We start from the raw sequence: 26,359 nt of genomic DNA on the forward strand, positions 1-26,359 counted from the left end.
GTCGGGCGCGCCGTCAGCGCCGCCCGCGCCGTGCCCGCGTGCCCGGCTGCTTCTTGCCGCGACGTGTGGTCTTGTGGAACGAACGGATGGCCGTCGGCATCTCGCGGCCCTCGCTCAGCATTTCGAATCGCAGGGCGCCGGCGAGCGGCACCGCCTCGACGAGCTTCACCAGAACCGCGTCTCCGAGCCGGTAACCGAGACCGGTCTTCTCGCCGGAGAGCGCCTGGTGCGCCTCGTCATAGATATAGTAATCCCGCCCCAGCGTTGACACGGGCACAAAACCATCGGCGCCGAACTGCGGCAATGCGACAAATAGGCCCGCCTTGGTGACGCCCGAAACACGGCCGTCGAACTCCTCGCCGATGCGACCGGCGAGATGATGGGCGATCAGCCGGTTCACGGTATCGCGCTCCGCCGCCATCGCCCGCCGTTCGAAGGTCGAGATTTCGGCGGCGATGTCGTCGAGAGCGGCCTCCTCGTCCGGGGTGATTCCGCCTTCGCCGAGACCGAGCGAGCCGATCAGCGCACGATGCACGATCAGGTCGGCATAGCGCCGGATCGGCGAGGTGAAGTGGGCGTATTTCAACAGGTTGAGGCCGAAATGGCCGATGTTTTCGGGGCTGTAGATCGCCTGGCTCTGCGATCTGAGCACCATCTCGTTGACCATGGTCTGGTGCGGCGTGTCGAGGGCGCTCGCCAGGATGCCGTTGAAGCTGTTGGAGCGCAGCTGCCCGCCCTTGGCCATGTTGATGCCGATGGTCGCGAGGAATTCGCGAAGCGCCTCCTGCTTGGAAAGCGCTGGCGCATCGTGCACACGGTAGACGAGCGGCTGCCGCTTCTTTTCGAGCGTCTCGGCGGCGGCGACATTCGCCTGGATCATCATCTCCTCGATGAGCTTGTGCGCATCGAGCCGTTCGGGAATGAAGACCCGGTCGACGGTGCCGTCGGGCTTCAGCAGGATCTTGCGCTCAGGCATGTCGAGTTCGAGCGGCTGTCGGCGGTCGCGCCCGCGCTTCAGAACCTCGTAGGCGTGCCAGAGCGGCTTCAGAATCGTGTCGAGAAGCGGCCCGGTCTTGTCGTCCGGCGCACCGTCGATCGCGGCTTGCGCCTGCGCGTAGGAGAGCTTGGCCGCGCTCTTCATCATGATCCGGTGGAAGGTGTGGCCGGCCTTGCGGCCTTCCTTCGAGAACACCATGCGGACGGCGAGCGCCGGCCGGTCGACGCCCTCACGTAGCGAGCAGAGATCGTTCGAGATACGCTCGGGCAGCATCGGCACCACGCGGTCGGGGAAGTAGACCGAATTGCCGCGCTTCAGCGCCTCGCGGTCGAGCTGCGATTTCGCACGCACATACCAGGAGACGTCGGCGATCGCGACGGTAACGATCACGCCGCCCGGATTGTCAGGAGAGGTGTCGGGCTCGGCATAGACCGCATCGTCGTGATCCTTTGCATCTGCCGGGTCGATGGTGATCAGCGGCAGGTCGCGCCAGTCCTCCCGATGCGACATGCCGGCGAGCTTCACCGTTTCGACCTCGGTGAGAACAGCGGGCGGGAAGATGTGCGGAATGCCGTGCGCGTGAATCGCGATCATCGAGATCGCCTTTTCCGATGCGACGGAGCCGATCACCGAAAGCACACGACCCCGCGACAGGCCGAAGCGGCCGCTGCGGGCGATTTCCACCTCGACGAGATCACCGTCCTTTGCCTCGCCCCGGTCGGCGCTGTCGATCAACAATTCCTCGTCGCGCCGGTCGATCGGCATCAGCCGTCCGCCGCCGCCCGGTGTTTCGCGGAAGACGCCGAGCATGGCGTTGCGGCGCTTGTCGAGGATCTTGATGACGCGAGCGGTGTAGGAGGGACCTGCGCGATCCTTTGCGGGAAAGATCTTGGCGAGAACGCGGTCTCCGAGCCCGCCGACGGGCGCCTTGCCCTTGGCGCGATCGGAACTCGACTGGCGGATCGCGACGGCGGGCGCGACACCGAGTTCGTCCGCCCATTCGGCAGGCCGCGCGATGAGTTCGCCGTCCTTGTCACGGGTGGTGATGTCGAGAACCGCGACAGAGGGCAGGGCGCCAGGGCGCGTCAACGTCTTGCGGCTCTTCTGCACCAGCCCGTCGTCCTCGAGCGCGCGCAGCACGTCCTTGAGTTCGACGCGCGCCTCGCCCTTGAGGCCGAAGGCCTTGGCGATCTCGCGCTTGGAAGCTCGATCCGGGTTTTCCGCGATGAATCGCAGCAGCACTTCGCGCGAGGGAACCGCGCCGTGAATGATCGGCAGGTCATCACCGGCCAGATCAGTCTCTCCCCGCTGGGGCTTGCCTTTGCGGGTGTTTGCGGGGCGGCTCGTGTCGCGCGATGGCTTTTTCAATATTTAGCTCTTCTTCGCTTTCGAGGCGGCTTTGGCCTTCGGTTTCGCCGCTGTCTTCGTCTTGGTGGCCTTGGTGCCGCCTTCGGTCTTTGCCGCCTTCGCAGGGGCCTTTTTCGCCTTCGTGCCCGCCTTGCCGCCGGATTTCCCGGCCTTTTCGGCGATCAGTGCCAGCGCCTCCTCGACGGTGACGGACAGCGGATCCTTGCCCTTCGACAGGGTGGCATTCACCTTACCCCAGTTGACGTAAGGACCGTAGCGTCCGTCGCGAACGGTGATTGCGCCGCCGTCGGGATGCTCGCCGAGCTCCTTCAGTGCAGCCTGGGCGGTTCGCCCGCGGGCTCCGGGTCCCTTGCTCTGCTTTTCCGCCAAAACTGTGACCGCGCGGTTGAGGCCGATCGAGAACACATCCTCGATGCTGTCGAGATTGGCGTAGGTGCCGTCATGCAGCACGAACGGCCCGTAGCGGCCGAGGCCGGCCGAAATCATCTTGCCGCTCTCGGGATGCTTGCCGACGTCGCGCGGGAGCGACAGCAGCGCCTGGGCCTTTTCATAGTCGACCGTCGCCGGCGTCCAGCCCTTGGGCAGGGAGGAGCGCTTGGCCTCCTTGCCTTCGCCGCGCTGGACATAAGGTCCGAAGCGGCCGCTCCGAAGCGTGATTTCCTCGCCGGTAACGGGATCCTTGCCGAGGTTCTTCGTCTCGGGAACACCCGAAGCCTCGGCATCGGCGCCGCCCTCCGATGAGAGCTGGCGGGTATAGTTGCATTCCGGATAGTTGGAGCAGCCAACGAAAGCGCCATATTTGCCGAGCTTCAGCGACAGCTGCCCGGTGCCGCAGACCTGGCAGACGCGCGGGTCCGAGCCGTCCTCGCGCTTCGGGAAGACCAGCGGTGCGAGAGCCTCGTTCAATGCGTCGAGCACATTGGTGACGCGCAGCTCCTTGGTATCCTCGATCTGGGAGAAGAAATCGCGCCAGAAGTCCCGCAGCACGTCCTTCCAGTTCAGTTCGCCGGCGGAGATCTGGTCGAGCTTCTCTTCGAGATCGGCGGTGAAGTCGTACTCGACATACTTGGTAAAGAAGCTTTCGAGGAAGGCCGTCACCAGACGGCCTTTCGCCTGCGGAATGAGCTTGCGCTTGTCGATCGTCACGTAGTCGCGGTCGCGGAGCGTGGCGAGCGTCGCGGCATAGGTCGACGGGCGGCCGATGCCGAGCTCTTCCATCTTCTTGATCAGCGATGCTTCCGAATAGCGCGGCGGCGGCTCGGTGAAGTGCTGGCTCGCGTTCACCTTGCGCTTTTCCAGCATTTCACGGGCGTTGATTTCCGGCAAACGACCGCTTTCGTCGTCGTCCTCGCCACTCTCGTTCTCGTCGCGTTGATCGGTATAGGCGGCGAGGAAACCGTCGAAGCGGACGACGGAGCCGACGGCGCGCAGGCCTGCCTTCGCGCCGTTGCGATCGGCGAGGATCTCCGCCGTCGTGCGCTCGATCTCAGCCGAGGCCATCTGGCTGGCGATGCCGCGTTTCCAGATCAGTTCGTAGAGCCGTAACTGGTCGGAATCGAGATGGCTGCGAACCTTGGCCGGGATCCGGTTGAAGTCGGTCGGACGGATCGCCTCGTGGGCCTCCTGGGCGTTCTTCGCCTTGGTCGAATAGAAGCGGGCCTTTTCAGGCAGGTAGCGGGGCCCGAACTGGTCGCCGATCGCGTACCGCGCGGCGTCGATCGCTTCCGGCGCCATCTGCACGCCGTCGGTACGCATATAAGTAATGAGACCGACCGTCTCGCCGCCGATGTCGATGCCCTCGTAGAGCCTCTGCGCGATCTGCATGGTGCGCGAGGCGGAGAAGCCGAGTTGCGAGGACGCTGCCTGCTGCAGCGTCGAGGTGGTGAAGGGCGGTCCGGGATTGCGCTTGACGGGCTTTGCCTCGACGCTTTCGACGACGTAGCGAGCGCCTTCCAGCAGGTCCTTGATACGACCGGCGGCCTCGCCGTTCTTGATCGAGTTCTTCTGGATGCGCTTGCCGTCGGCGGAGACGAGACGTGCCTCGAACTCGTCGCCGCGCGGCGTCTTCAGGAGCGCCGAGATCTGCCAGTATTCTTCGGCGACGAAGCGTTCGATTTCCGTTTCGCGGTCGCAGACGAGGCGAAGCGCCACCGACTGTACGCGGCCGGCCGAACGTGCGCCCGGAAGCTTGCGCCAGAGAACCGGCGAAAGGTTGAAGCCGACGAGATAGTCCAGCGCCCGGCGGGCGAGATAGGCGTCTACCAGTGCCTCGTCGATGTCGCGCGGTTGCGCCATCGCGTCGAGAACGGCCTTCTTGGTGATTGCGTTGAATACAACCCGCTTGACCGGCTTGCCGTTCAGCACCTTCTTCTTCTTCAAAAGGTCGAGAACATGCCAGGAGATCGCTTCACCTTCGCGATCCGGGTCGGTCGCGAGAAAGAGGCCGTCGGAGTCCTTGACCGCGTCGGCGATGTCCTTCATCCGCTTCGCGGAGGCGCCGTCGACCTCCCAGACCATCTCGAAATCGTCGTCCGGCCGCACGGAGCCGTCTTTCGCCGGCAGGTCGCGAACGTGACCGAACGAGGCGAGAACCTTGTATCCCGAACCGAGATACTTGTTGATCGTCTTGGCTTTGGCTGGAGATTCAACGACTACGACATTCATGCTTTTTCTCGGTACAAGCCAGCGGACCTTTGATCTTCAGCACGGCTGAGAAGGGTACGTTGCGTTACAGGCCTCCCGACATGGACAGGGATTCGCTTCCGGTCAAGAGGGAGCCGTCATTTTCTCAAGTTCAACGCAATGCAACCAACGGGAGCAATCGTTAAAGTTGCAATTCTAGATGAATTGTCTATCCTCGACTCCGTTGATGTGCAGCCGTCCGGCGTGACCGGGCATTTTGGAGCTGGGGGCTAGGACGATGGTTCCGAATTTTCTTGACGGCAATGGAGACGGCTTGCGGGTACGCGAGAACATCGCTTACGTCCGCCAGATACTCGGCGAACTGCGCAACGTGGCGCAGCGGGAAGGTGCGGACATGCTCTGCTATCTCATCGAGATGGCTTATCTGGAGGCGGGCGATATCCAGGCCGGGCGGCGGGGCCTTTCAGTCCGCCATGGCCAGGGAGACTAGGCCGCCGGCATGGCGGTGAAGCCGCCCGGCGATATCGAGCTCCAGCAGCACCAGATAGACCGCCGACGCGGACAGGCCTGTATGGCGGATGATGTCGTCGATCTCCACAGGCGTCGGCCCCAGGGCGTCGATGATGCGCGTCCGTTCGTTCTCGGTTGGTGGCGGTTGCAACGCCTTTTCCTCTCCATCTCCCTCCGGCTCTTCGGCTTGCCGCGGCGCGAGGTTCTCCACGCCGGCGATCGGTGCCAGCGCCTGCAGGATGTCCTCGGCCCCGGTTGTCACGATCGCCCCATCCTTGAGTAGCCCGTTGGTGCCGTGGCATCGGGGATCGAGGGGGGAGCCCGGCACGGCAAAGACGAGCCGGCCGAACTCGCCGGCAAGGCGTGCCGTAATCAGCGAACCGGAGCGGCTCGCCGCCTCGATGACGACGACGCCGAGGGCGGCACCGGCAATCAGGCGGTTGCGGCGGGGGAAGTCGCGCGCCCGCGCCTCCCAGCCGAACGGCATCTCGCTGATGGCGAGCCCGCGGCCGTTACAGATCTCGTCGAGAAGACCAGCGTTTTCGGGAGGGTAAGGCCGGTCGAGCCGAACAGTGAACAAAACACGGGGACAAGAAAGGCAATAGGCCTACTGCTGTTGGCGCTCCTTTGCCTTCTTCCTCTTGGCTTGGTCCTCAAAGGCCAAGGACAGTGGAACATAGGTCATTCCAAGCACCGACCCGATAGCAAAAGCCCATAGGGCCCAAGTCAGTAGAGTTTTGAAGAGTTCAAGCATTTTGGTCACCTCGCGTTGACTGTTGGTGCCCCCGGGGTTCCCCTTGGGGCGGTATAGGTGGAAAAATGTGGGATGGCAGACAAAGGCAGGATTGCTTGCGGCTCCCCTGAGGCCCTCAGTTTACCGCGCTGTCCTTCTTCTCAGCCTCGGCAGCGTCCAACACCTTCTGAACTGCCGACTTGCTAAACCCTACTTCCGCAGCGATCTGGCGAACGCTGGCACCCCCGGTGCTTAGCTGGACGATCTCAGCTTTGACACCCGGGGTAATCGATGCGGGTCGTCCCCCGGTTCGCCCCTCGGCCTTGGCCTTGGCGATGCCTTCCAACTGTCGCTCCTTCCGAAGCGCCGTCTCAAACTCTGCGATGCTCGCGAGGATGCCGAAGACCAGCTTGCCGGTTCGTGTCGTCGTGTCGAGCGTTGCGTCGTCCAGCACCCGGAAGCCCACGCCCTTCTGGTTCAAGCCCTCAACGATCTGGTGAAGGTGCGAAGCCGAACGGGCCAAGCGGTCCAGCTTCGTTACGAGCAGCACGTCGCCTTCACGGACAAACCGAAGGCATTCCTCAAGGGCAGGGCGGTCCTTATCCAAGCCCGACTGCTTCTCGCTGAACAGCTTCTCCGCACCCGCTGCCGTCAGGCGGTCAATCTGGGTCGCGTGGTCCTGCCCCGTTGAACTCACTCTCGCATATCCTACGATCATCTTTCGTCCACTATCCTCTTTAGCTGTTGTGGACATACATTTAGTGGACGCGAAATGGCCAGTCAAGTGAGCGGTGTCCCGAAAGTAAACATTGTGGACAGTTCCAGCGAATGGACGGGCGTGGGCGGTGTGCTGCTCCTTCTGGTGCGGTCAACGCGAATAACGAGCGCCAAGCCTTCCCGGCTAGGGTGATGCCGTGGGGACACCTGACGCCTTTCCTTGGCCTTGAGGGCATCCGGCGAAAGACGGTTGTTGTCGAGAGGTGCCCCCATTCTTCACTGTCGCCACGTATAGGAGACGGAGAGGGCACCCTAGGGGGTACGGGGGGATTTTCCTTCGGGGATCTCTGCGGACGGGCCAACGAATTTTTCAGAAAAAAACTCACGGGTCTACATCGCAGTCACCGCTCACCATGTTGCACCGTCCTTCGGTCAAGAACTGATGTGCGCGTCAAAGGTGTGCAGATGGTGAAAAACCAGTTGAAATTGGCCGTGCCACAACTATCGTTTTGACCTGTAAGAAGGGGGCACATGCCATGCAGGTCTTTTTAGGTATTGCTTATTTTGTTATGGGGATCGTCCAGCTATTCGCAATTATGGACGGCGTCGGTCATGCCATGAACGTCGGATGGATTATCAGTTTTCTAGTTGCGGCGGTGGTCACGTATATCCCGCTTTTAGGGTCGGGCCTTGGTGTCTACGGGGCTGTTACCGTATGGGACTGGAGCATCTGGCAGGCTGCCGCGCTGTTCTTCTGGTACATACCCGTGCTCGCCGTCGCCTTCTTGTTTGATGCGGTCACGAACAGGTAGTCCAATGGGTGTTCCGGCTACAGAAGAATGGTTCTCGTTCGGGATAAGGCGGAACCGCAAGAGCTATATTTTCGCGAGCATACTGCTTACCGCCTTGCTGTTTTTGGTCCTGGCGGCTCTCTGGTTCTTCGGTGCGGGAGAACGGGCCGCATTGCTCATTCTAATCCTATTCGGTGTGCCTTACGTGATCTGCGGCTATTCCCTAACCGCCCAACGGCTTCGGGACATGGGGTTGACCGGATGGCTGGCCCTGCTGTGGATACCGATCGGCATCGCGGATCGATATGTTGGAGGTGCGGCGACGCTTGCTTTCTACATCGTCCTTTGCTGCGTCCCAGGGACCTCAGGCGGTAATCGATATGGCCCCAGTCCTCTCGACTATGCGAGTTAGGAGCCAAGATGCCAAACGTCTTTCTACTCATCCCGGCTGTTCTTTTGGCGGTCGTGAATTGGCCCCCGAAAGGCCCGGACATGCTCCCCCACTTAGCTAAGTGGGTAGGAGTAATGTTGGTAATATGACTGGTAGCAAATTTAAGATGGAAGTCCTCTCCGGGCCGGAACGTCGGCGGCGTTGGAGCACGGCAGAGAAGCTGGCGATCATTCAGGAGACCTATGAGGGCGACGCGACGGTGAGCATCGTCGCGCGTCGGCACGGCATTCAGCCGAACCAGTTGTTCGCCTGGCGCAAGCTGGCGTCTCAAGGGGCACTGACGGCGACGGCCGCCGAGGAGGAGGTCGTTCCGGCGTCCGAATACCGGGCGCTTCAGGCCCAGGTGAAGGAGTTGCAACGCCTGTTGGGCAAGAAGACGATGGAGAGCGAAATCCTCAAGGAAGCTCTCGAAATCGCCTCCGGCCCAAAAAAACAGATGTTGCGCGCGCTCTCGCTTCCAAGGGGGATTTTGGGATGAAGACCGTCTGCGAGACTTTGGGTGTCGCCCGGTCGAATATCGCCACGCGCGCCACAGGCTCCCCTTCCAGAGCCAAAGGACGCCCACCACTCCCGGATCGGGACCTGGTGGATGAGATCAAGGCCGTCATCGCCGTCATGCCCACCTACGGCTATCGGCGTGTCCATGCCGTCCTGCGCAGGAATGCGCGGAGAGACGGGCGCTCGTGGCCCAATGCCAAGCGCGTTTACCGGGTCATGAAGCTGCACAATCTGCTGCTGGTGCGCCACACCGGAGCGGTCGATGATCGTCTCCATGACGGTCAGGTCGCTGTCGAACGTTCGAACATCCGATGGTGCTCCGACGGCTTCGAGATCGGCTGCGACAACAAGGAAAAGGTCCGTGTCGCCTTCGCTCTCGACTGCTGCGACCGTGAGGCAATCGCTCATGTAGCCACCACCGAGGGCATCAAGAGCCGGGACGTGCAGGACCTCGTGATCACCGCTGTCGAGAAACGCTTCGGTCGCATCAACATGCTGTCCGAACCCATCGAATGGCTCACCGACAACGGCTCCTGCTTCATTGCCAGGGACACCGCGTCCTTGCTCCGCGACATCGGCATGGAACCCTGCACGACGCCGGTGCGCAGCCCGCAATCGAACGGCATGGCCGAGGCCTTCGTCAAAACCTTCAAGCGCGATTACGTCGCGGTGAACCCCACCCCGGATGCCGAAACCGTCATGGCGCAACTGCCGCTCTGGTTCGAGCATTACAATAATCTTCACCCGCACAGCGCATTAGGATATCAATCGCCCCGCGAGTTCATCAGCTCGCAATCTCAAACCTGAGCATGTCCGGTCTTTTGGGGGCAACTCCAGTTCTTTTGGCGGTCGCGACGATGCCGATGCCCTACGGTTATTACACGCTGCTACGACTGGTCGTGACGGTCGCCGGGGTGTTTCTCGCGTGGAGCGAATTTCAGACGCATCAGCGGCTAACTGTTTGGGTTCTGCTTTTCGGCTTCCTGGCTCTGCTTTTTAATCCTGTTATACCTGTCCATCTTGATAGGGAGGTTTGGTTCGTGCTGGATCTCGGCGCTGCGGCGATTTTCATTGCTCGCTGGCTTGTCGGCTTGCGTTCGGGGCGGAATTAGAACTGTTGCAGTGTAACGCTCCCTCTTCGTTCTCCCCGATCAATTCCTATCCAAATCACCTTTCTAGTCAGAAACGCGAGATGCCAAACAAGGTCAGGTTGCTCCGTTTACAAGAACACCAAAGACGCGTAACGGTGGCGTCTCACTCATAGGAGGACCAAAATGTTCAAGATCATTGCTGCTGTCGCAGTCGTATTCGTAACCGCATCATCTGCCGTCTATGCGGGTAATTGCCAGCACTCTTGGGACTCTGCTTCGGATGGTTCGCGCTGTGGCGGCCGCGCCGCAGATCAGCGTCCGGGCGGGAACTGACCGACCGCAAGTCGCATCTCAAGGGAAGGCTCGCTAAGGCGAGCTTTCTAGACCTCGGCCCATACCCCATCGGCGTCGGCTGTGTTCGTCTCCCCCCACTCGGGGCAACCTGAAAAATCTTCATCGCCGCCATTCCGCTCGATAACGGAGGCATTTGCGAGGTCTTCAAGCCGAAACCCGTTGGCAGCCTCTGCGCCCCGGCTCCCACACTGCCTTCGCTACCGAAGCTTTTGAAAAGTATGAAGATATCGGGAAAATTGGTGCTTTTATTTCGCTCTTTTATGTGAGTAATAGGAAGTCCCGCCGCCACAACACATGCGGCCTCGAAACGGAGAACCAGGGACATGACCACAAAAAGATGCGAACCGCTCACTTTCGCCGTAGTCTACTTCACGGACGCACTAGCGCCTGTGAGCGTAGACATCATCCAAGCCCGAGACTATTGGGCCGCTTGCCGCAAGGTGTGGGATGGCGTCAGCGGCCGAAGAAGGAAAGCGATGGTCGCCGACTTCGTGATAGTCGAGGACCCATCAATCATAGAAGCCGGTCCTCAACACATCCGCCCCGCCGCAGTCGCACTGATCGCAGCGCGTGACGCGGAGCGAACGGCGCGGCTCTAGGAGGCGCTAAGGGATGGCCCCAACCTTGCTTCGGTGCACAGCTGCAAGGTTGGAGCGGCGTGTCTGCGCTCGGTACGTGCATCCTCAGGCTTTTGTGTTCCGTCCCACCTGTCGCGTTTGATGGCGTGGCACGTCCCAACAGAAGGGGGCACGCGCTTGATCGCTCTCGACCTAGAGCTTCACCGTCTGCCCGTTCTTCTGGAACTTGCGAACCATGTCGTCGTAGCTGCTGAACTTTGTCCCGACAAAGGCACCACCAACGATTACATAACCGCCGTCCGTTCTGCGCCTAAACTGACTGTTGCCGATTGTTCCCTCTTGGGGTTCCGGGGGGTGCACTCTGTGCCGCCCCAATCACGTTGGAAACGATGCTGTCCAAGTACTGTTTATCGCCAACTGCAAGGTACTTCTCTGCAAGTTGGGATACCCATCTATCGCCAAACGGTGCCACCTTCGCAATCGCGGCTTGAATGTCGGGGTCTACTTCGGAAAGGACCTGCCACTTCGTCCTGTCAAAATTGGCGGTCGGGGGCAGCAAAACGCCGCTGGCCTCGCTTGTGCCGCCGCCGGGGTTCTTTCCGATCAGCAACAGGGCGATAATTCCAAAAAGACCAAACACCGCACAAAGCACAAACCACAAGCCGGAGCTACGGTTTCGCGAAGTTGCCATGCTTGAGCCGATCAATCCGAAGACGAGCGCAATAATCAAGTAAATGACGAATACCATAGGAGGCCCCCGCTGAGTGTATAATCGCCACTCATACAGCGGTCAGAATATTTTGAAAATATGATCGCTGCGGGTCTTTGGTCTCGCCGCAACTTCTCGGGTTGCCCCTTGAGGGCGTTCAAGAATAACAGAAGCGCCAGTCCTCAAGAACCAGCTTGGTCATCCGGTCCAAGGCGTCATCGTCCGCGAGGTCGATCTTCTCCTCATCCTTGACGTACATGCCGTCCTTGCGGATGCGCGGGAGGACCTCACGGGTCACCCAGTCCTGGAAGGCTTTCGCTTGGGGCTTGTCCGAGCGCATGATCGTCTTGTAGAGGCCGCTCTCGGAAATTAAAGCGATGCGACCTCTCGGTCCCTTAAAGAGAGAGGTTAGCGCGGCTGGTGCGCTTACCTTATGAAGCACTTGCTGCTCATCTGGAGCTAGATACTGCCTAGCTGACATCCCGGTCGTTCTCTGAAACAGGATGAAATATACATCCACAGCGACGAACCACGGGTTCCCCTCCAGCTCCACCACGCGGACCTGATGGCCCTTGAAGTCGTAGAGGGACACTTGCTTGTTGTTGGTCATGTTACCACCCCAGGTGTTCGGTCGGCAGGGCGAACGGGGGAAGCCGCCAAACTCCCCCCGTGCCGCGCTGGCATTACCTTTCGACGCGGAATGCTTCGTCCAGCGGAGAACCACGGCTCCGCTGCACCTGTGACGCCATCACGGCGCTACCCTTCCGTACATCGCTGAGAAATGCCGGGGCTTCCACGGGTGCACCGTAACGGCTTCCCGCGAATACCTCGGGGGCCACGATCAATTCCCGCTCTAACTGATCCTTTGCCAGCCCCTTGAAGTGGCCGAATACCGCGTTCCAAACCTTGGCCCGTGCATCGGGCGTCAGTGCGCGATAGCTGCCGGTTTCGATGATGCGGGTGACGGCGGTTTTGAAGTTCTCTCCCTTGAGGAGGAGAACCTTGCCCACGTCGTTTCCGTCACCTTGGCCCCCCGTGCTGACGGTCGCGTCATCCGACAGGGTGCCGTGGTACAGATATTCCCGGTAGGCTTCCCACCCGTTCTTGCCGTCCAGCGTTTCCATCTGTGTGAGCGATGGGGCATTGTCGCTCCCAAGAATGCCGTCTGTCAGCACCCCCATCTTCCGCCAATAGCGTTTGTCAAAGACCATGTCCGGGCGCGGCGGGACCATGGCTAGACCCTCCAGCCGATTGAGCGCGACAAACTCGCGGTGAAGGGGGCTGTCAGTCTTGAGCGGCTTCCGGTTGAACGGATCGATGCCGCGCCCGAACTGATGCACAATCGGGTCCCCCGCAAAGTCCAACTTGGGGAGACCAACGGGCAAACCTGCCGCCGCCGCGTAACGCGAGAAGAAGTCGAAGCCCTCGTATTGCGTTTCGTTGACGTTCTTCGCGGCCATCTTGACGACACCCGGAGTGAACTGCTGCGCGTACTTCTCGACATAGAGGCCCAAGGCGTCGAGGTTCTTGTCTTCCACGGCCTGTTGTACGGCGTCGAACAGGTTGAACACGCCCTGCATCGCGGCGCTGTCCTGGAAGAGCGTCAGGTTAGTGAGGGCCAACGCCGGGACGTAGTCCACAAGCGCCTGTGCGGTGCTGTTGTCGGCGGAGTAGTTGCCGCCCTCCAAATGCGTCTGTGCCTCTATCTCCATATCCCGCAACATGCCGACGAGCATAAGCGGGGCAGAAAACGGAAGCATTCGGTTCAGGTCGAAGGCCGTACCGCCGATAACAATGGAGTTCGGCGGATACTCTTCGAATGCCCGTTTCCGTGCATCCCATCTCTTGAACCCGGAGGCCCCAGTGATCTCCACATCATCATTCATCTGCACGACGGCATAAGCGGCCATCGTCCCGGCCATGCCTAAGCGGTGTCGTCCTACAGCGCGGTTTTGTGCGGCGGTGCCGTTGGCACCCGTGAAGTCGTCAAGGGCCTTGAGGGTCTTGGGGACCTTGCGGAGCCAAGCGTGTCTTTGCGACTTCGCCATTTGTCGGAGCGCGAACGGGGTTCCCGGCGGGACAAGGAACTGGAGCGAGTTGGACCCGATGTTGACGATGGTGCGGAAGAACGGCATTGCGGACCGGGCAAGGAGGCCTGTCACATCGTCGCGATTGCGCACGTTGTCGATGGCTTGCCCGACCTTCCCGGTGACATAGCGGGTGTCAAAGGCCGCTTGCCACGCGGTCTCGGCGGCATCCAAGCGGTACTTGGCGTTTATCAGTTGCCCCGCCCCGTTGAACTGCTTCAACACATAGTCCGACGCGAACCGCTTCGCCTCGCGTCTACCCATGCCCGACGACAGGGCCAATTCTAGGCCGTCCGCGTAGGCCAAGCCCTGAGCGCGGGTTGCCTTCCAGAATTCCGAAGAGGCAAGCGCGGCGTCGGTGGCGATCTTCGCCATCCTCAGGGCCAAATGCACCCCCGGCTTCTCGGCAATCGGGAAGTTGGAATAGCTGAGGCGGGACACGGTCTGATCGGTGATGTCGAAGTCATCAAGAACTCCTTCCCCCTTCTTCCATGCCTTCGCGGCGATCTCCCGTGCCTTGGCGAACCCGGACAGATAACCGGCATATTCCCTTCCGGCGCGTCCCCAGTTCCCCTTGGTGATGCCGTGTTCCATGAACGGGAGGAGCAAGTTGTTGAGGGTGTTGCTGGCGATGTCGAGGCCTGTTGTCGAGAATTGCGACAGAAGCGCCGTTGTCTGGAGGTCCTTAATCATGCGGATTGTCGAGCCAACGGCCTTGGCCTTCTCTTCTGCTGACAAACGGGACGCCATGTTGTCCTTGAGGTTAGCAAGGGCACCCTGACGGGCCTTGTCGAATTCCGAGAACATGTCATCCAACTGCGGAAGCAGCTTCACAAGGTCGATGCCCGATCCGCCCAACTGCTTCGCGGCACCGTCGATGAACTCGAAGCGATCCGCGAACAGCGAGATACCGTCTTCCCCGAAAGTCTCCTCAAGGTACTTCACGGCATCGTCAACGGTCTGCCCGGTGCCCTGCATGATGCCCTTACGGTAGTTCAACTGGTATGACGCGGCGGAACCAAGGTGGCGGTCAATCTCGGCAAGGCTCATGATGCCCTCTGAGATGTCCCGGAGTGTCTGGGCCGCTGCCGGTCGCGTTGCAATGGAAGGATCGGCACGGACAAGGGACACCATCTCCTCAAACCCAATTCCTTTCCGGTATAGGGCCTGTCTGATCGCCGCTGCCGTTACGGTCTGGGCATAGGAGTTGTTCACCGTTCCGGCTGCGGCTACGCCCTGCTTTGCTGTCGCCAGCAATGCCGCATCGTCCCCGGCTTCCAAAGCATCGTGCATCCGATGAAGGAACCCGGTGATGTCAGCCGGGAGGGCCTTAGAGGCGACCGCTCCCGCCGCTACGTCTGCGGTGCGTCCTGACAACCTGTCAGCCGACACGGTCGCGTCCAAGACGAACCTGTCGCGCAACTGGAGGTCAACCGGCTGTCCTGTGACGGCTTGGCCGTTGATCCGTGCGGCAAGGCGGCGGCGCTCGCTGGTCTTGGTACGGGAGGCGGCCTCCTCAAACGAGATGGATGCGTCCAGCTTCCGGGCGGTGGCTTCCACTGCGGCGGTCTTTACCTGATCGGCGGCGCTTCGGGGTGCACCTGCGGCAACGAGAGGTGCGGCGTTCGGCGCTACGGCATCGGCGGCGGTGCCACTGAGGGACCGCTTAAGCCCCCTCAGAGCTTTCCCCGCTACGTTAAACGCGCCAAGGGACAGCGCGTCGGTTACCGTGTTGGCGGCAAGGGCCTTAAGGGTCTTCACCTCTTCGCTGTCGCCTTCCTGAGGAACAAGGATGTCCGGGGTGATGCCGGGGGCAACCTCTTCCATTGCGGCGGTCAACGTTTCGTCGTTGTCGAACGTGAGGGTGGAGACACCAGCGCCAATGGCGAGACCTGCCCAACCTCCAGTCCCAATTGTGGCGGCAATCGCGGGGATGGCTTGGCCCACGCCTTCCGTCAGGTTCTCGACCATGCCCTTCTCCGTATCAAACTTCGGGTCCAGGCCCTGCGAGAACTGGCGGAGACTTTGCGCCCCGCTGCCTAAGACGGATGCGGGAAGGAGGTTTTCGGCTGCAATGGCGACGGCTTCGGACCCGCCTTGCACAAGGTCAGTGACGCGATTGCCGACAGTTCCGAAATAGGAGCCGTGATTGTCGAGGATCGATTGCACTTCATCCACGCCCTTCCCGGACAAACGGGCGAAGTCTGCTGCCGCGTCGGGGTATCGTTCTGGATTTGCGCGGACACGATCCATCAGGGCAGCCGTGGGGAAGTAGTAGCCGTTCGGCTGCTGTTCAAAGTTGCTCATTGTGTTCCTTGAGATGTTATTGGTCTTCGGTGCAACGATGGGGCATGCCCGAAGGCTCGCCCCTCGGGGGTCACTTGAGGTGCCCTGTCGGCGTCGTCGCAGAGTTGGCGGTCGGGAAGCTCCCAAGGGTGCCGTAACCTGACATGCCGGAGGCGGCGATGTTGGTGAAGGCGGTCAACGGGTTCACAGCTTGGCGGTTGATGTCGTTCTGTGCCGTGGTTTGCGTGATCCTTCCGGCCATCGTGTAGTTGGCCTTGGCGTTGTCCCTACGGTCCTTCGCGTTGGCGATGGACAAGGCACCCTGCCGCTGCTGTTCCGCGATCCTTGCCGCTGCGGTCGCACCGCCCATGCCTTCGCCCGTCACCTTCGCCAGCGCGACAGCGCGGTCCGTTTCCAGTTGGCTTTGATAGCCTTCCTTGTTCGCTGCATCGGCCTGAACGAGCAATTCCCTCTCTTGGGACGCGTATTCAAGGATGGTCTGCTTTCGGATCATTTCCTGATTGTCCGCTGCGGCTTGCGCCTGTCCAGCGGTAGAGGCCACGCCAGAGGCGATGCCAAGGATTAAGCCCGGATCGCACACGGCAACGCCTCCCTGTCAATCGTGAAGGGCCGGAACAACGCCCCCCGGTGGCCCACGGGTTCCTCAGGGTGCAGGGTGGCCCCGAGTGCCTTGAGCCAACGGTGGTGGACGGTGTTTTCGGCGTGAGCGAAGTTGGCAAGGCGAGCGAGCTTCGGCCGTGCATCGAACCAAGTCTGGAGCATGGCGCGGCTGTCTTCGACAAACGAGCGCCGGAACCTTGAGACGCCGGATGTGCCACAGGCCCATATCGCGGCGACAGCATCGCTGATTGGGGCAAGGCCGAAAACCAGTATAGGAGCGCCACCGCATTCGACCACGCGCACCTCTTCCGACAATGCGACGGACATGGTCAGCCGGTCCCGAAAGTTCGTGTGGCCAGAAGCGGCTTCAAGTTCCTTGGCATCGGCGGGGCGAAGGTTTGCGGCTATGTAGTCGAGGTCATCGAACATCAGTTCTCGGACGATGTAGGCGCGGGAACCGCGAGGCATCTTGGCGACCATTACGCGGCCTCGCTGCTTGCTGCGCGGTCGCCCGTGGGGAGGCGTTCGGGGTTTCCGGTAGGATCGTCTACCTTGGACGCCTTGCGCTTGCTTTCGCGCTTGAGGGCATCAGGAAACGGGCGGTGTGGTATGGTGTGAGGGCCGCGTCCCGCGTTCTCGATGATGTCAACTTCTGCCCACTTCGCCAGCGGCCTGTCACGGTCGAAGACAGGAATGAGCGCATCGCGGTCAAGCGACCTGCGGACGATGTGGACGCGCTCTTGCGGGTCGTGCCCGTGGGCGATCAGTTCACGGCAGAGAACCGGGATAGGGCTTTTGGTGGTCGCGCGGTTACATTGATTGATGCGGTCAATCGTGGTGCCGCTCTCGATATGGCGAGCGCCGAAGGAGCCGAAAAGCTCAATGGTGATGGTGGTGGTCGGGATCAATCTGGATACCTTTGCCAGTGCTGCCTTGAGGCAACGGGTAGTGTCGGGCGGGTGGCCCGAAGAGGTGCGCGGCGCTGTCGTGGCGACGTGCAAGAGCGCCCCGGCGGCGATGCCAGGGCAAAGGGGATGGGAGGTGACGGAAGGCGTGAATGCGCACAGCTGCGCAAGCCTGCCACAGAGAGGCGCAAGGGCTTCTCAGGTGTCATGGGGCGGGACGCGGCTTGATCGCGCTAAATCGCGTTGACCGCATCGGAAAGAATGCAGGTCTAGGCGGTGATGGTCGGTGCGGATGCGGACGGCGGGACGGATGGCCCCAAGAGGTTCCCCGAGACGCGTTCCTGCGGGGCGACGGCAGGTGGTCTCAAGGAAACCTCCGGGGGCCGCTGCTTGGTCTACCTGAGGCGTTCAGCGGCATGACGCACGGGGCGTACAGGTTGCCTAAGGAACGCAGGGGACGGCAAGCGGCATCGCTGAGCAACGTGCCGTCCGATGGGCGGGACTTCGTCAGGGGAGGACAAGGAGAGTGGACAAGGAAGGAGGAGGAGAAGGGCACCACGGGGTGAACCGTGAGGGAACTGAGAGGTTTCTCTGGGAGAATACTTCTGCTGATAACTTATGAAAGAAACCTGAGATAACTAAGGATGTCTCTGGGTGAAGCCCGTGGCTCTACCTGTATGGAGGGGTAATTCGTTCTCTCAGTATGAAGGGGTAGTTATTTTCCTTTGAAATCAATTGCTTGTCTCCCAACGGTCGGGGCCGGTTTTGGATGTCTCCGCAGCGCCGCCGCAACTCAGGTGCCGGGGCGTCTTCGGGTGACCGCTGGAGCCTTTCGAACGCCGTCATGCTCACGTCAACGCGCTCGTATGTCCAGTATGGAGGGGTATTCGCCGGGGCTGAACTCCTCTCACAGGCCTTCGTCCGTTGGCGGGGCGCCCTCTTAGACGGTTCCGGCCTTCGGGTGGTCCGATATGTCCCCCGTGGTGCATACGAGAAGTTCGCGTTGAGCGCACTCCCTCCCCCGCACGGGCCGGAACTGTGCGCGGCTTCTTCAAGTATCTTGAAGTTGTGTCCAAGGCGCTGCATCCTTCGATTTCAACTACGGAGCGGCGAATGGCAGAGGGAAGCATTATCAATCTCGGTGACATTTCGAAACCAGCTGCCATCTTGGTTGAACGGGTGTGCGATGCCGTCGGCGGAATAGCCAAGCCTTGGCAAATGAAGCGAGTGGCCCGAGCGGAGGTGGCCGTCGAGCAGATTAGAGCCTTGGGTGCGATTGAGCTAACAGAGATCCAGGAACGCGGCTTAGCGCGGCTAATCGAGGATGCGGAGCAGAAACAACGGAATATCGAGTCCATCACCGCCAAGGCCATCCCACACCTGCGAAGTGATGCCGATCCTGCGGCGATTGACCGAGACTGGCTCGCATCAATGTTCGACAGAGCGCAGCTTTATTCAAGCGAGGAAGCGCAAGAGTTATGGGGGAGGATCTTGGGGGAGGAGGCTAACAAGCCGGGGACTTTTTCCCGCCGGTCCTTGGAGGTTATCAATTCACTAGATGCCTCGGATGCACGGGCATTCGAGAAACTGTGTTCGGCGATGTGGGACTGGGGCAAGCCCATGCTGGTGATTGTCGATCCAAATAAGAGCGGCGTTCCCGGCCTGACGTTCGATGACATTCTCACTCTTGAGTCGATTGGCCTGATTTCAACCGGCCTCGGATACTCCTTGAGTGGTATTCAGGCCAAGAAGGGGTTGGTTCGTTACCATGGCGTCAGTGTCTACATCGAGTTCCCGCACACGGAGAACAATCAAGTGCCAACGGGGGCTGTACTCTTCACAAAGCTTGGGGCGCAACTCGCCGGTATCGTTTCCGCTGAGCCTATCCTTCAAGTATTTGAAGCTGCAATGAAAATGTGGATTGACGAAGGCTGCTGGGTTGCAATCAACATTGACAGTCCTGGTTTGCCATGGGTCAAGGACCAAGCCGCGTCCGTGTGTCGATAGCCCTCAGTTCGTGAGTGGAAGCGATACGGACCGGGTTTCCTATGCGAGCCGTGGTGCCCCGGATACTACTCAAACACCAGATTGAAGGGCCGCTGCCGCCCCCTAAGGCTCACCACGGCGACATTAATGTCATTGCGGTGGTACGGCTCCAGCGTCACCGCATCCACTACCGCCGCAACCATGCCCCGCAAGCGCGGCCTGTCGCTCTCTCGCAATGTCTGTGCCTCGTCAAGGGCGGCGGCAATGTCCAATGATCGCGCTGCGCTATTGACTTCGGACGCTGCTGCCTCGGCCAGCTCGGCAAGCTGCAAACGCATCGCCGCGATCTGTCTTGAGAAGCCGTCAGCCGCTTCCCGGAATGCTCGCTGTACGTCTGCCGTCTCGGCTTCAATGGACGACTGGATAGCGTTCTGTTTCCGTACCTCCAGCGCCTCCAATCGCGTGAGAAGCGTGTCGCGCTCACTCACCTCAGCCGTGAGGGACATCGGCTCGTCGGGTGTAGCCAGGATGGCACCAAGGTGTCCGACGAATTTCTCTTCCAACAGGTCATAAGGCCAGTTCCCGGCTCCGCAGTCGTTCCGGCTCGTAGTTCGGCCCGTGCAAGCCGCATACCTATACCGCTTGCCCCAACTGCTGGTAGTCGTCACGTTCATCGGGCTTCCGCACTGTCCGCACTTTAGGAGACGCGGGAACAGGTTGGCGTCGGTTGCCGCTTGAGGGTTCCGGCGCTGCTTGCGAGCATTGTTGCGGATGGCCAGCCAGACGGTTTCGGATACGATAGGCGGATAGTAGTCGGGCTGTTCGTGCCCTCTAATGACAAGCGTTCCATACGCCTCTTTCGACTTGAGAACGTCCTGTATCATGCTGCGACACCACGTCCCCCCGAGGGAACTCGGGATGCCCTTTAGGTTGATTGCGCGGGTGATGGCGCTTGCTCCATGTCCTTCCGCTGCCAACCGAAAGATTTCACGGGCGTCGTCAACGCGGTTGTTGAACCCTTGGGTCTTCCGGTCAATCCAAAAGGGAACCTTGCTAATCGGTATGCGCTCGCCAGCGGCTATCTTCTTGACGCGATCCGCCCACGAACCCTTGAGCCGGATGCTCTTCTTCAAGCTCTCGTCGTGGGCCAACTGCATGCTGACGAGTGAGGGTACAAGCAGCATGGGGTTTTCACGGTAACGCTCGTCACTGTGGATCATTTCGTCTTGGAGCGTGACGATGATCAGGCCGGTTTTGAGTACCTCAAGGAACGTCGGCAAGGCGTCCATGGGGTTCCTGCGGGAAAACCGGTCCATGTTCTCGATGAGAAGGACAACGTCCGAAGGGACTTGGCCGGATCTCACGCTATCGAGGAACTTGCCCAGCCCTGCTTCAAGGTTGTCCCCGGTGAAGGCGCTGACACCGTCGTCAACGATGCTGCCATCAAGCACCATCTTGGCTTTTGCCGCGTACTCGGCGGCTATCTTGGTTTGCCGTGCTGAGGAGCTTCCGAGGGCTTGGCGACCTGAGGACCACCGGGCATAGGAGATTGCGGTTTTCCCGCTCAATTGTGAAATGTGCATGTCGAAACTCTAGCTGTGGTTCATCATCCAGATAGATGTTTGTTCACTGTCCGACAAGAGCGATCGAGCCCGCCGGCCATGGCGGCGATCGTTCCCGTTTCGAGACTTGCACGATGGGCGGCGGTGTCGATGCCGCGCGCCAGTCCGGAGATAATGCCATAGCCCGCCCTGCCGAGTTCACGCGCGATGAGGCTCGCGAACTTGACGCCGGCGATCGAGGCATTGCGGGAGCCGACGATGCCGACATAGGCGAACCGCGTCGCTGAAAGGTCGCCACGCGCCGCGAGGAGAGGCGGTGCGCCGTCGATCTGTCGCAGGGCCGGCGGATAATCCGGCTCACCGATGCCGATGAAGGTTGCGCCGAGGCGCCGGGCCGTTTCCAACTCGCGAACCGCGTCGGCCTCGCTGGCGATGCGGACGGGCCTCATCGAGCCGCCGCGGCGCGACAGCTCCGGCAGGGCGGCGAGGGCCGCCTCGGCATTTCCGAAATGGTTGATGAGGTCGCGGAAGGTCGCCGGCCCCACATTGTCGCTCCGGATCAGCCGTAGCCAGGCGATCCGTTGTCTTTCCGTCAGCGCAATCCCGTTCCGTCTTGCGCTGCGCTCGGGCATGCGCCTATCCCTTTTGTCCGATCCGGCTTTCCGTTCCCGCGATCAGGCGTTCGATATTGGCCTTGTGCCGCCACCAGGAAACGACGGTCATGATCGCGGTCACGATGGCGGCTTCCTCGGCGCCAGTAATCCACAATACAACCGGAATGACAAGGGTTGCGATCAGGGCCGACAACGAGGAGTAGCGGGTGATGACGGCGATCGACAGCCACACGACGGCAAAGACGGCGACCATCAGCGGCATGACTCCGAGCAGGGTGCCGATGTAGGTTGCGACACCCTTGCCGCCCTTGAAGCCGAGCCAGACCGGAAACAGGTGTCCGATGAAGGCGGCAAACCCGGCGAGAAGCCCGGCATTGGCACCGAAGACGGCCTGTGCAGCCACGGCGGCGGCGGTCGCCTTCAGCGCGTCGAGCAGCAGGGTCGCGGCCGCGAGCTTCTTGTTGCCGGTCCTGAGCACGTTGGTGGCGCCGATATTGCCCGATCCGATCTGCCGCAGGTCGCCGTGGCCGGCCATTCGCGTGAGGATGAGGCCGAAGGGGATCGAGCCCAGGAGATAGCCCAGGCTCAGTACCGCGATCAGCGCCGGCAGGCCGATTTGCAGGAAATTGACGTTCGCCACTGTGTCCCCCCGTTACTTATCTTACAGCGAATGCACGCACCGTCCGCGGACATAGGTCGACACCGCCCGGCCGGAAAAACGTGCGTCCTCGAACGGCGTGTTCTTCGAGCGGGAGACAATCGCCTCCTTGGAGACGAGCCACGGCTCGTCGAGGTCGACGAGCGTGATGTCGGCCGGAGCACCCGGCTTCAGCGTCCCGGCGTCGAGACCGAAGATGCGGGCCGGTCGCGTCGACATGGCGTCGATCAGACGCATCAGCGACACCTGGCCGCTGTGATGTAGGCGAAGGGCGGCGGAAAGCATCGTTTCGAGGCCGATCGCACCGTCGGCGGCGTCGGAAAAGGGCAGGCGCTTGGTGTCGACGTCCTGCGGGTCGTGCGAGGAAACGATGATATCGACCGTGCCGTCGGCGATCGCCTCGACCATGGCCATGCGGTCATCTTCCGAACGCAGCGGTGGCGACAGCTTGAAGAAGGTGCGGTACTCGCCGATGTCGTTCTCGTTGAGCGACAGGTGGTTGATCGAGACGGCGCAGGTGACGTTCGCGCCGCGTTCGCGGGCGACGCGGATCGCCTCCGCGGACTCGGGCACCGAGATTTTCGCCGCATGATATTTCGCCCGGGTCAGCGTCGCGATCCTGAGGTCGCGTTCGAGCGGGATGATCTCGGCCTCCTTGGGAACGCCGGAAAGACCGAGCCAGCTGGCGAACAGGCCCTCGTTCATCACGCCGTTGGCGCCGAGATACTTGTCCTTCGGCTCGAGCGCGATGACGGCGGAAAACTCCCGCGCATAGGTCATCGCGCGCCGCAGGACCTGCGTGTCGGGGAACCCGTGACGGCCGTTGGTGAAGGCGACGGCGCCCGCTTCCTGCAGGAGGCCCATCTCGGTCATCTCGACCCCGTCGAGCCCCTTCGTCAGGGCCGCCGCCGGATAGACGTTGACCACGGCGGTGTCGCGGGCGGTCTTGCGTACAAATTCGACCAGCGCGATGTCGTCGATCACCGGATCGGTGTCCGGCATTACGATGAAGGAGGTGACGCCGCCCGCGGCCGCAGCCCGGCTGGCCGAGGCGATGGTCTCGCGGTGCTCCGCGCCCGGTTCGCCGGTGAAGACGCGCGCGTCGACGAGACCCGGTACTGCGGTGAGGCCGCGGCAGTCGCGCACCTCTGCTCCGTCCGGTGCAGCCTGGTTGAGTGCGTCGGCGCCGGCTGCGGCGATGCGGCCGTCGGCCCCGACGATGATCGTTCCGACCTCGTCGATGCTACGCGACGGATCGACGATCCGGACATTCTTCAAGACGAGGGGCGTGGTCGTGCTCATGCGCCCATTCCTTCCGTTCTCGGACCCTGGTTGCCGGAGACGAGCAGGGCCTCCATCACCGCCATGCGCACAGCGACACCCATTTCCACCTGTTGCTCGATCACGCTCTGGGGGCCGTCGGCGACTTCCGAGGCGATCTCGACGCCGCGGTTCATCGGCCCGGGATGCATGACGAGCGCGTCTTCCTTCGCTGCCTTCAGCTTTTCGGCGTCGAGGCCGTAGAAGTGGAAGTATTCGCGGATCGACGGCACGAAGGCACCCGACATGCGCTCGCGCTGCAGGCGCAGCATCATCACGACGTCGGCATCCTTCAGGCCTTCCTTCATGTCGTGGAAGACTTCGACGCCCATCTGGGCGATGCCGGCGGGCAGCAGCGTCGCCGGTGCCACGACCCGGACGCGGGCGCCCATGGCGTTCAGCAGCAGAATGTTCGAGCGGGCGACGCGCGAATGCAGCACGTCGCCGCAGATCGCGACGATGATGCGCGAGAGCTTGCCCTTGGCGCGTCGGATGGTGAGCGCGTCGAGGAGCGCCTGCGTCGGGTGTTCGTGCTGGCCGTCGCCGGCATTGACCACCGAACATGCGACCTTCTGGGAGAGGAGGGCGGCAGCGCCTGCGGAAGAATGACGGATGACCAGCACGTCCGGCCGCATGGCGTTGAGCGTCATCGCCGTGTCGATCAGCGTCTCGCCCTTTTTGACCGAGGACGTGCTGACGGACATGTTCATGACGTCCGCGCCGAGCCGCTTGCCGGCAAGCTCGAACGAGGACTGTGTCCGCGTCGAGGCTTCGAAGAAGAGATTGATCTGGGTGAGGCCACGCAGCGTCGAGGTCTTTTTTTCCCTCTGGCGGCTGATTTTGACGGCTTCGTCGGCCTTGTCGAGCAGGTAGGTAATGTCCTGTTCGGTGAGGCCCTTGATGCCAAGGAGGTGGCGGTGGGGAAAGAAGACCATGGGACTGTCCTCCTGAGATAGTCACGCGGTCTATAAAGATTGCCAGCCGGGGGGGCAAGCATGTGCTATGTGGATCGGACTTTGTTCCCCATGTTAAACGAATCACATCCTTCAAAAGACAAAAATGAGTGAAATGAGCCGGGCAGAAGAAAAACACCGCGAACTGAACCAGCCGAAACCCTGGTCCGGCATCAACGCCTACCGGTCGGATCCGCTGATCGTCGATCTGAGCTCCGGGCTTCATCGTTCGCTTCGGGAAGAGTATGACGCGCTCGGCCGTTACGTGACATCGCCGGAGGCGCAGGAACTGGCGCGCATGGCGAACCAGAATGTGCCGCAATTGCGGACCCACGGCGTGCGCGGCGAACGGCTGGACGTGGTGGAGTTTCATCCGGCCTGGCATGCGCTGATGCGCCGCTCGATGGCGAACGGGCTGCACTCTTCGGCCTGGGAGAACCATCCCGATACCCGCGGGAACGAACACAGGGCCCGCGCGGTCCGCTTCTTTCTCACCGCCCAGCTCGAATGCGGGCACCTCTGCCCGTTGACGATGACGAGCGCATCGGTCGCCGCCCTGATGGCTTCGCCGCAGGTGCAGAAGGAATGGGTCCCGAAGATCCTCTCGCGCAAATATGACTCCTCCAACAAGCCGCCGATGCAGAAGACGGGGATCACGCTCGGCATGGGCATGACGGAGAAACAGGGCGGCACCGACGTGCGCGCCAATACCTCGCGCGCCGAGCGGGTGGGTGAGGGCATCTATCGCCTTTCCGGCCACAAGTGGTTCATGTCCGCGCCGATGAGCGATGCCTTCGTGATGCTCGCGCAGACGCCGGAGGGGATCGGCTGTTTCCTCGTACCGCGCCTTCTCGAAGACGGCTCGGCCAACGGGCTCCAGTTCCAGCGTCTGAAGGACAAGATCGGAAACCGCTCGAACGCCTCCTCCGAGGTCGAGTTCGAAGGCACGTTCGGCTATATCCTCGGCCAGCCCGGCGACGGCATCCGCACCATCCTCGACATGGTGACGCTGACCCGGCTCGACTGCGCTGTCGCGTCTGCCGGCATCATGCGCGCCTCGATGGCGGAAGCCGTCCACCATGTTCGTGGCCGCAGCGTCTTCGGCAAGATGCTGATCGACCAGCCGATCATGACCCGCGTACTCGCCGACATGGCGCTCGACGTTGCCGGAGCGACTGCACTTGTCTTCCGGCTTGCGCAATCCTTCGACCAGGCGCGCGACAATCCGGCCGATGCCGCCTATGCGCGGGTGATGACGCCGGTCGTCAAATACTGGGTCTGCAAGATGGCGCCGGCGCTGATCTACGAGGCAATGGAGTGCATCGGCGGCAGCGGCTACATCGAGGAGCGGGCGATCGCCCGCCACTATCGCGAAGCCCCGGTCAATGCGATCTGGGAAGGGTCGGGCAACGTCATGGCGCTCGACGTGCTGCGGGTCCTGAACCGCGGCAAGGATCTCTTCGAGACGATCTTTGCCGGGCTCGAACGCGACCTCGGCGCTTCCGGCAGGAAGACCGTCGAGGTCCTTAGGGCTGCGACCGCACTTGCCGAGCGCGACGAAGCCGCGTCAAGGCTCCTCGTCGAGCAGTTGGCGCTCGCCGCCGCCGCGGCGGAACTCTATCGCCTCGGTGCCGGCAAGATCGCCGATGCCTTCCTCGAGACGCGGCTCGCCGGCGGCTGGCGCCACACCTACGGCGCCATCGATGCCCGCTTCGACGCCCGCTACGTCCTCGATCTCCTCTATCCGGCGGCAGGGTAGGCGGGCCGCGCGATATCCGGACCGGTGAGCGACAGCTTTCTTTTCTGAGTCGATAATTAGCTCTCAAGCTAAATAACTTTTTGACTGTCGCTACGGTTCGGACGGAGCGTAAGCGGTATGCCGGTTATCCCCAGGGCGCGTTAACCTTAACAAATGGTTTACGTTGCG

The 26,359-nt window shown here is 61.6% G+C and carries 21 protein-coding genes and 1 pseudogene; 7 read left to right on the forward strand and 15 right to left on the reverse strand.

Annotated features, from left to right (window positions below; all coding sequences use genetic code 11):
* Positions 1-13: 13 nt before the first annotated feature.
* Positions 14-2,290 carry a ribonuclease R gene (rnr, locus tag ACM6UT_RS04840; protein ID WP_416796289.1) on the reverse strand — a complete coding sequence of 759 codons (2,277 nt, stop codon included), beginning with the start codon at positions 2,288-2,290 and terminating at the stop codon, positions 14-16.
* 78 nt (positions 2,291-2,368) lie between these two features.
* A complete protein-coding gene (gene topA, locus ACM6UT_RS04845; RefSeq protein WP_416796224.1) occupies positions 2,369-5,029 on the reverse strand; it encodes a type I DNA topoisomerase in 2,661 nt (886 codons plus the stop codon).
* Between the two features lie 256 nt (positions 5,030-5,285).
* Between topA and ACM6UT_RS04850 the strand changes: the two genes are divergently transcribed.
* Complete coding sequence (locus ACM6UT_RS04850; RefSeq protein WP_148155662.1) at positions 5,286-5,498, forward strand: hypothetical protein; 213 nt, start codon at positions 5,286-5,288, stop codon at positions 5,496-5,498.
* Here ACM6UT_RS04850 and ACM6UT_RS04855 read toward each other — a convergent pair.
* Together ACM6UT_RS04855 and ACM6UT_RS04860 are read right to left on the reverse strand one after the other, a co-directional pair.
* Positions 5,472-6,083, reverse strand: a pseudogene (locus ACM6UT_RS04855) (DNA-processing protein DprA); the annotation flags it as partial. The gene ACM6UT_RS04850 and the pseudogene ACM6UT_RS04855 sit on opposite strands and share 27 nt — an antisense overlap.
* A 304-nt stretch (positions 6,084-6,387) precedes the next feature.
* Complete coding sequence (locus ACM6UT_RS04860; protein WP_416796225.1) at positions 6,388-6,969, reverse strand: recombinase family protein; 582 nt, start codon at positions 6,967-6,969, stop codon at positions 6,388-6,390.
* 535 nt (positions 6,970-7,504) lie between these two features.
* Here ACM6UT_RS04860 and ACM6UT_RS04865 point away from each other — a divergent pair.
* The 4 genes from ACM6UT_RS04865 to ACM6UT_RS04880 all read left to right on the forward strand — a co-directional run bounded on the left by ACM6UT_RS04865 (position 7,505) and on the right by ACM6UT_RS04880 (position 9,820).
* On the forward strand, positions 7,505-7,780 hold the full coding sequence (locus ACM6UT_RS04865) for a hypothetical protein (RefSeq protein WP_416796226.1): 276 nt from the start codon (positions 7,505-7,507) through the stop codon (positions 7,778-7,780).
* A 4-nt stretch (positions 7,781-7,784) separates the two neighbouring features.
* Positions 7,785-8,171 (forward strand): DUF805 domain-containing protein, encoded by a 387-nt coding sequence (locus tag ACM6UT_RS04870; protein ID WP_416796227.1) that lies wholly within the window; start codon positions 7,785-7,787, stop codon positions 8,169-8,171.
* 124 nt (positions 8,172-8,295) lie between these two features.
* Positions 8,296-9,515 (forward strand): IS3 family transposase gene (locus tag ACM6UT_RS04875; protein WP_416796228.1). Its coding sequence is split into 2 segments (ribosomal slippage): positions 8,296-8,632 and positions 8,632-9,515, totalling 1,221 coding nucleotides; the frame shifts between segments, so codons are not numbered across the junction.
* Positions 9,516-9,517: 2 nt separating this feature from the next.
* Complete coding sequence (locus ACM6UT_RS04880) at positions 9,518-9,820, forward strand: DUF6804 family protein (RefSeq protein ID WP_416796229.1); 303 nt, start codon at positions 9,518-9,520, stop codon at positions 9,818-9,820.
* Between the two features lie 1,221 nt (positions 9,821-11,041).
* Here ACM6UT_RS04880 and ACM6UT_RS04885 read toward each other — a convergent pair.
* From ACM6UT_RS04885 to ACM6UT_RS04910, 6 genes are all read right to left on the reverse strand, one after another.
* Positions 11,042-11,479: a hypothetical protein gene (locus ACM6UT_RS04885; protein ID WP_416796230.1), complete on the reverse strand. Its 438-nt coding sequence runs from the start codon at positions 11,477-11,479 to the stop codon at positions 11,042-11,044.
* Between the two features lie 118 nt (positions 11,480-11,597).
* Positions 11,598-12,050: a BRO-N domain-containing protein gene (locus ACM6UT_RS04890; RefSeq protein ID WP_416796231.1), complete on the reverse strand. Its 453-nt coding sequence runs from the start codon at positions 12,048-12,050 to the stop codon at positions 11,598-11,600.
* Between the two features lie 73 nt (positions 12,051-12,123).
* Entirely contained in the window at positions 12,124-15,834 is a 3,711-nt protein-coding gene (locus ACM6UT_RS04895) for a hypothetical protein (RefSeq protein WP_416796232.1), read from the reverse strand.
* A gap of 70 nt (positions 15,835-15,904) precedes the next feature.
* A complete protein-coding gene (locus ACM6UT_RS04900) occupies positions 15,905-16,414 on the reverse strand; it encodes a virion core protein, T7 gp14 family (protein ID WP_416796233.1) in 510 nt (169 codons plus the stop codon).
* Positions 16,396-16,863, reverse strand: a complete 468-nt coding sequence (locus tag ACM6UT_RS04905) for a hypothetical protein (RefSeq protein WP_416796234.1) — start codon at positions 16,861-16,863, stop codon at positions 16,396-16,398. The genes ACM6UT_RS04900 and ACM6UT_RS04905 overlap by 19 nt, the downstream gene beginning before the upstream one ends.
* A gap of 50 nt (positions 16,864-16,913) precedes the next feature.
* Positions 16,914-17,342: a hypothetical protein gene (locus ACM6UT_RS04910; RefSeq protein ID WP_416796235.1), complete on the reverse strand. Its 429-nt coding sequence runs from the start codon at positions 17,340-17,342 to the stop codon at positions 16,914-16,916.
* 1,110 nt (positions 17,343-18,452) lie between these two features.
* Here ACM6UT_RS04910 and ACM6UT_RS04915 point away from each other — a divergent pair.
* Positions 18,453-19,346, forward strand: a complete 894-nt coding sequence (locus ACM6UT_RS04915) for a DUF2806 domain-containing protein (protein ID WP_416796236.1) — start codon at positions 18,453-18,455, stop codon at positions 19,344-19,346.
* Between the two features lie 65 nt (positions 19,347-19,411).
* Here ACM6UT_RS04915 and ACM6UT_RS04920 read toward each other — a convergent pair whose 3' ends face one another.
* The 5 genes from ACM6UT_RS04920 to ACM6UT_RS04940 are packed head-to-tail and all read right to left on the reverse strand — an operon-like array spanning position 19,412 to position 24,414.
* A complete protein-coding gene (locus ACM6UT_RS04920) occupies positions 19,412-20,908 on the reverse strand; it encodes a recombinase family protein (protein ID WP_416796237.1) in 1,497 nt (498 codons plus the stop codon).
* A gap of 23 nt (positions 20,909-20,931) precedes the next feature.
* On the reverse strand, positions 20,932-21,519 hold the full coding sequence (locus tag ACM6UT_RS04925; RefSeq protein WP_416796238.1) for a DNA-processing protein DprA: 588 nt from the start codon (positions 21,517-21,519) through the stop codon (positions 20,932-20,934).
* Positions 21,520-21,523: 4 nt separating this feature from the next.
* Positions 21,524-22,141 carry a glycerol-3-phosphate 1-O-acyltransferase PlsY gene (gene plsY / locus ACM6UT_RS04930; protein ID WP_416796239.1) on the reverse strand — a complete coding sequence of 206 codons (618 nt, stop codon included), beginning with the start codon at positions 22,139-22,141 and terminating at the stop codon, positions 21,524-21,526.
* 21 nt (positions 22,142-22,162) lie between these two features.
* A complete protein-coding gene (locus tag ACM6UT_RS04935) occupies positions 22,163-23,461 on the reverse strand; it encodes a dihydroorotase (RefSeq protein WP_416796240.1) in 1,299 nt (432 codons plus the stop codon).
* Positions 23,458-24,414 (reverse strand): aspartate carbamoyltransferase catalytic subunit, encoded by a 957-nt coding sequence (locus ACM6UT_RS04940; RefSeq protein ID WP_148157262.1) that lies wholly within the window; start codon positions 24,412-24,414, stop codon positions 23,458-23,460. The genes ACM6UT_RS04935 and ACM6UT_RS04940 overlap by 4 nt, the downstream gene beginning before the upstream one ends.
* Before the next feature lie 124 nt (positions 24,415-24,538).
* On the opposite strand from ACM6UT_RS04940, the gene ACM6UT_RS04945 reads away from it, so the two are divergent.
* The gene (locus ACM6UT_RS04945; RefSeq protein WP_416796241.1) at positions 24,539-26,191 is read left to right on the forward strand and encodes an acyl-CoA dehydrogenase family protein; all 1,653 of its coding nucleotides are present in this window, start codon (positions 24,539-24,541) and stop codon (positions 26,189-26,191) included.
* Positions 26,192-26,359: the final 168 nt, after the last annotated feature.

The sequence above is a fragment of the Ciceribacter azotifigens genome, assembly GCF_048159625.1.
GTDB lineage: Bacteria > Pseudomonadota > Alphaproteobacteria > Rhizobiales > Rhizobiaceae > Allorhizobium > Allorhizobium azotifigens.

Bases quoted from the DNA above. Each gene is read 5' to 3' on its own strand.
- ACM6UT_RS04880 (WP_416796229.1), top strand. From the start codon at position 9,518: ATGTCCGGTCTTTTGGGGGCAACTCCAGTTCTTTTGGCGGTCGCGACG.
- ACM6UT_RS04860 (WP_416796225.1), bottom strand. From the start codon at position 6,969: ATGATCGTAGGATATGCGAGAGTGAGTTCAACGGGGCAGGACCACGCG.
- ACM6UT_RS04945 (WP_416796241.1), top strand. From the start codon at position 24,539: ATGAGTGAAATGAGCCGGGCAGAAGAAAAACACCGCGAACTGAACCAG.
- ACM6UT_RS04850 (WP_148155662.1), top strand. From the start codon at position 5,286: ATGGTTCCGAATTTTCTTGACGGCAATGGAGACGGCTTGCGGGTACGC.
- ACM6UT_RS04920 (WP_416796237.1), bottom strand. From the start codon at position 20,908: ATGCACATTTCACAATTGAGCGGGAAAACCGCAATCTCCTATGCCCGG.
- ACM6UT_RS04865 (WP_416796226.1), top strand. From the start codon at position 7,505: ATGCAGGTCTTTTTAGGTATTGCTTATTTTGTTATGGGGATCGTCCAG.
- ACM6UT_RS04935 (WP_416796240.1), bottom strand. From the start codon at position 23,461: ATGAGCACGACCACGCCCCTCGTCTTGAAGAATGTCCGGATCGTCGAT.
- ACM6UT_RS04885 (WP_416796230.1), bottom strand. From the start codon at position 11,479: ATGGTATTCGTCATTTACTTGATTATTGCGCTCGTCTTCGGATTGATC.
- ACM6UT_RS04895 (WP_416796232.1), bottom strand. From the start codon at position 15,834: ATGAGCAACTTTGAACAGCAGCCGAACGGCTACTACTTCCCCACGGCT.
- ACM6UT_RS04915 (WP_416796236.1), top strand. From the start codon at position 18,453: ATGGCAGAGGGAAGCATTATCAATCTCGGTGACATTTCGAAACCAGCT.
- ACM6UT_RS04890 (WP_416796231.1), bottom strand. From the start codon at position 12,050: ATGACCAACAACAAGCAAGTGTCCCTCTACGACTTCAAGGGCCATCAG.
- ACM6UT_RS04905 (WP_416796234.1), bottom strand. From the start codon at position 16,863: ATGTTCGATGACCTCGACTACATAGCCGCAAACCTTCGCCCCGCCGAT.
- ACM6UT_RS04940 (WP_148157262.1), bottom strand. From the start codon at position 24,414: ATGGTCTTCTTTCCCCACCGCCACCTCCTTGGCATCAAGGGCCTCACC.
- ACM6UT_RS04870 (WP_416796227.1), top strand. From the start codon at position 7,785: ATGGGTGTTCCGGCTACAGAAGAATGGTTCTCGTTCGGGATAAGGCGG.
- topA (WP_416796224.1), bottom strand. From the start codon at position 5,029: ATGAATGTCGTAGTCGTTGAATCTCCAGCCAAAGCCAAGACGATCAAC.
- ACM6UT_RS04925 (WP_416796238.1), bottom strand. From the start codon at position 21,519: ATGCCCGAGCGCAGCGCAAGACGGAACGGGATTGCGCTGACGGAAAGA.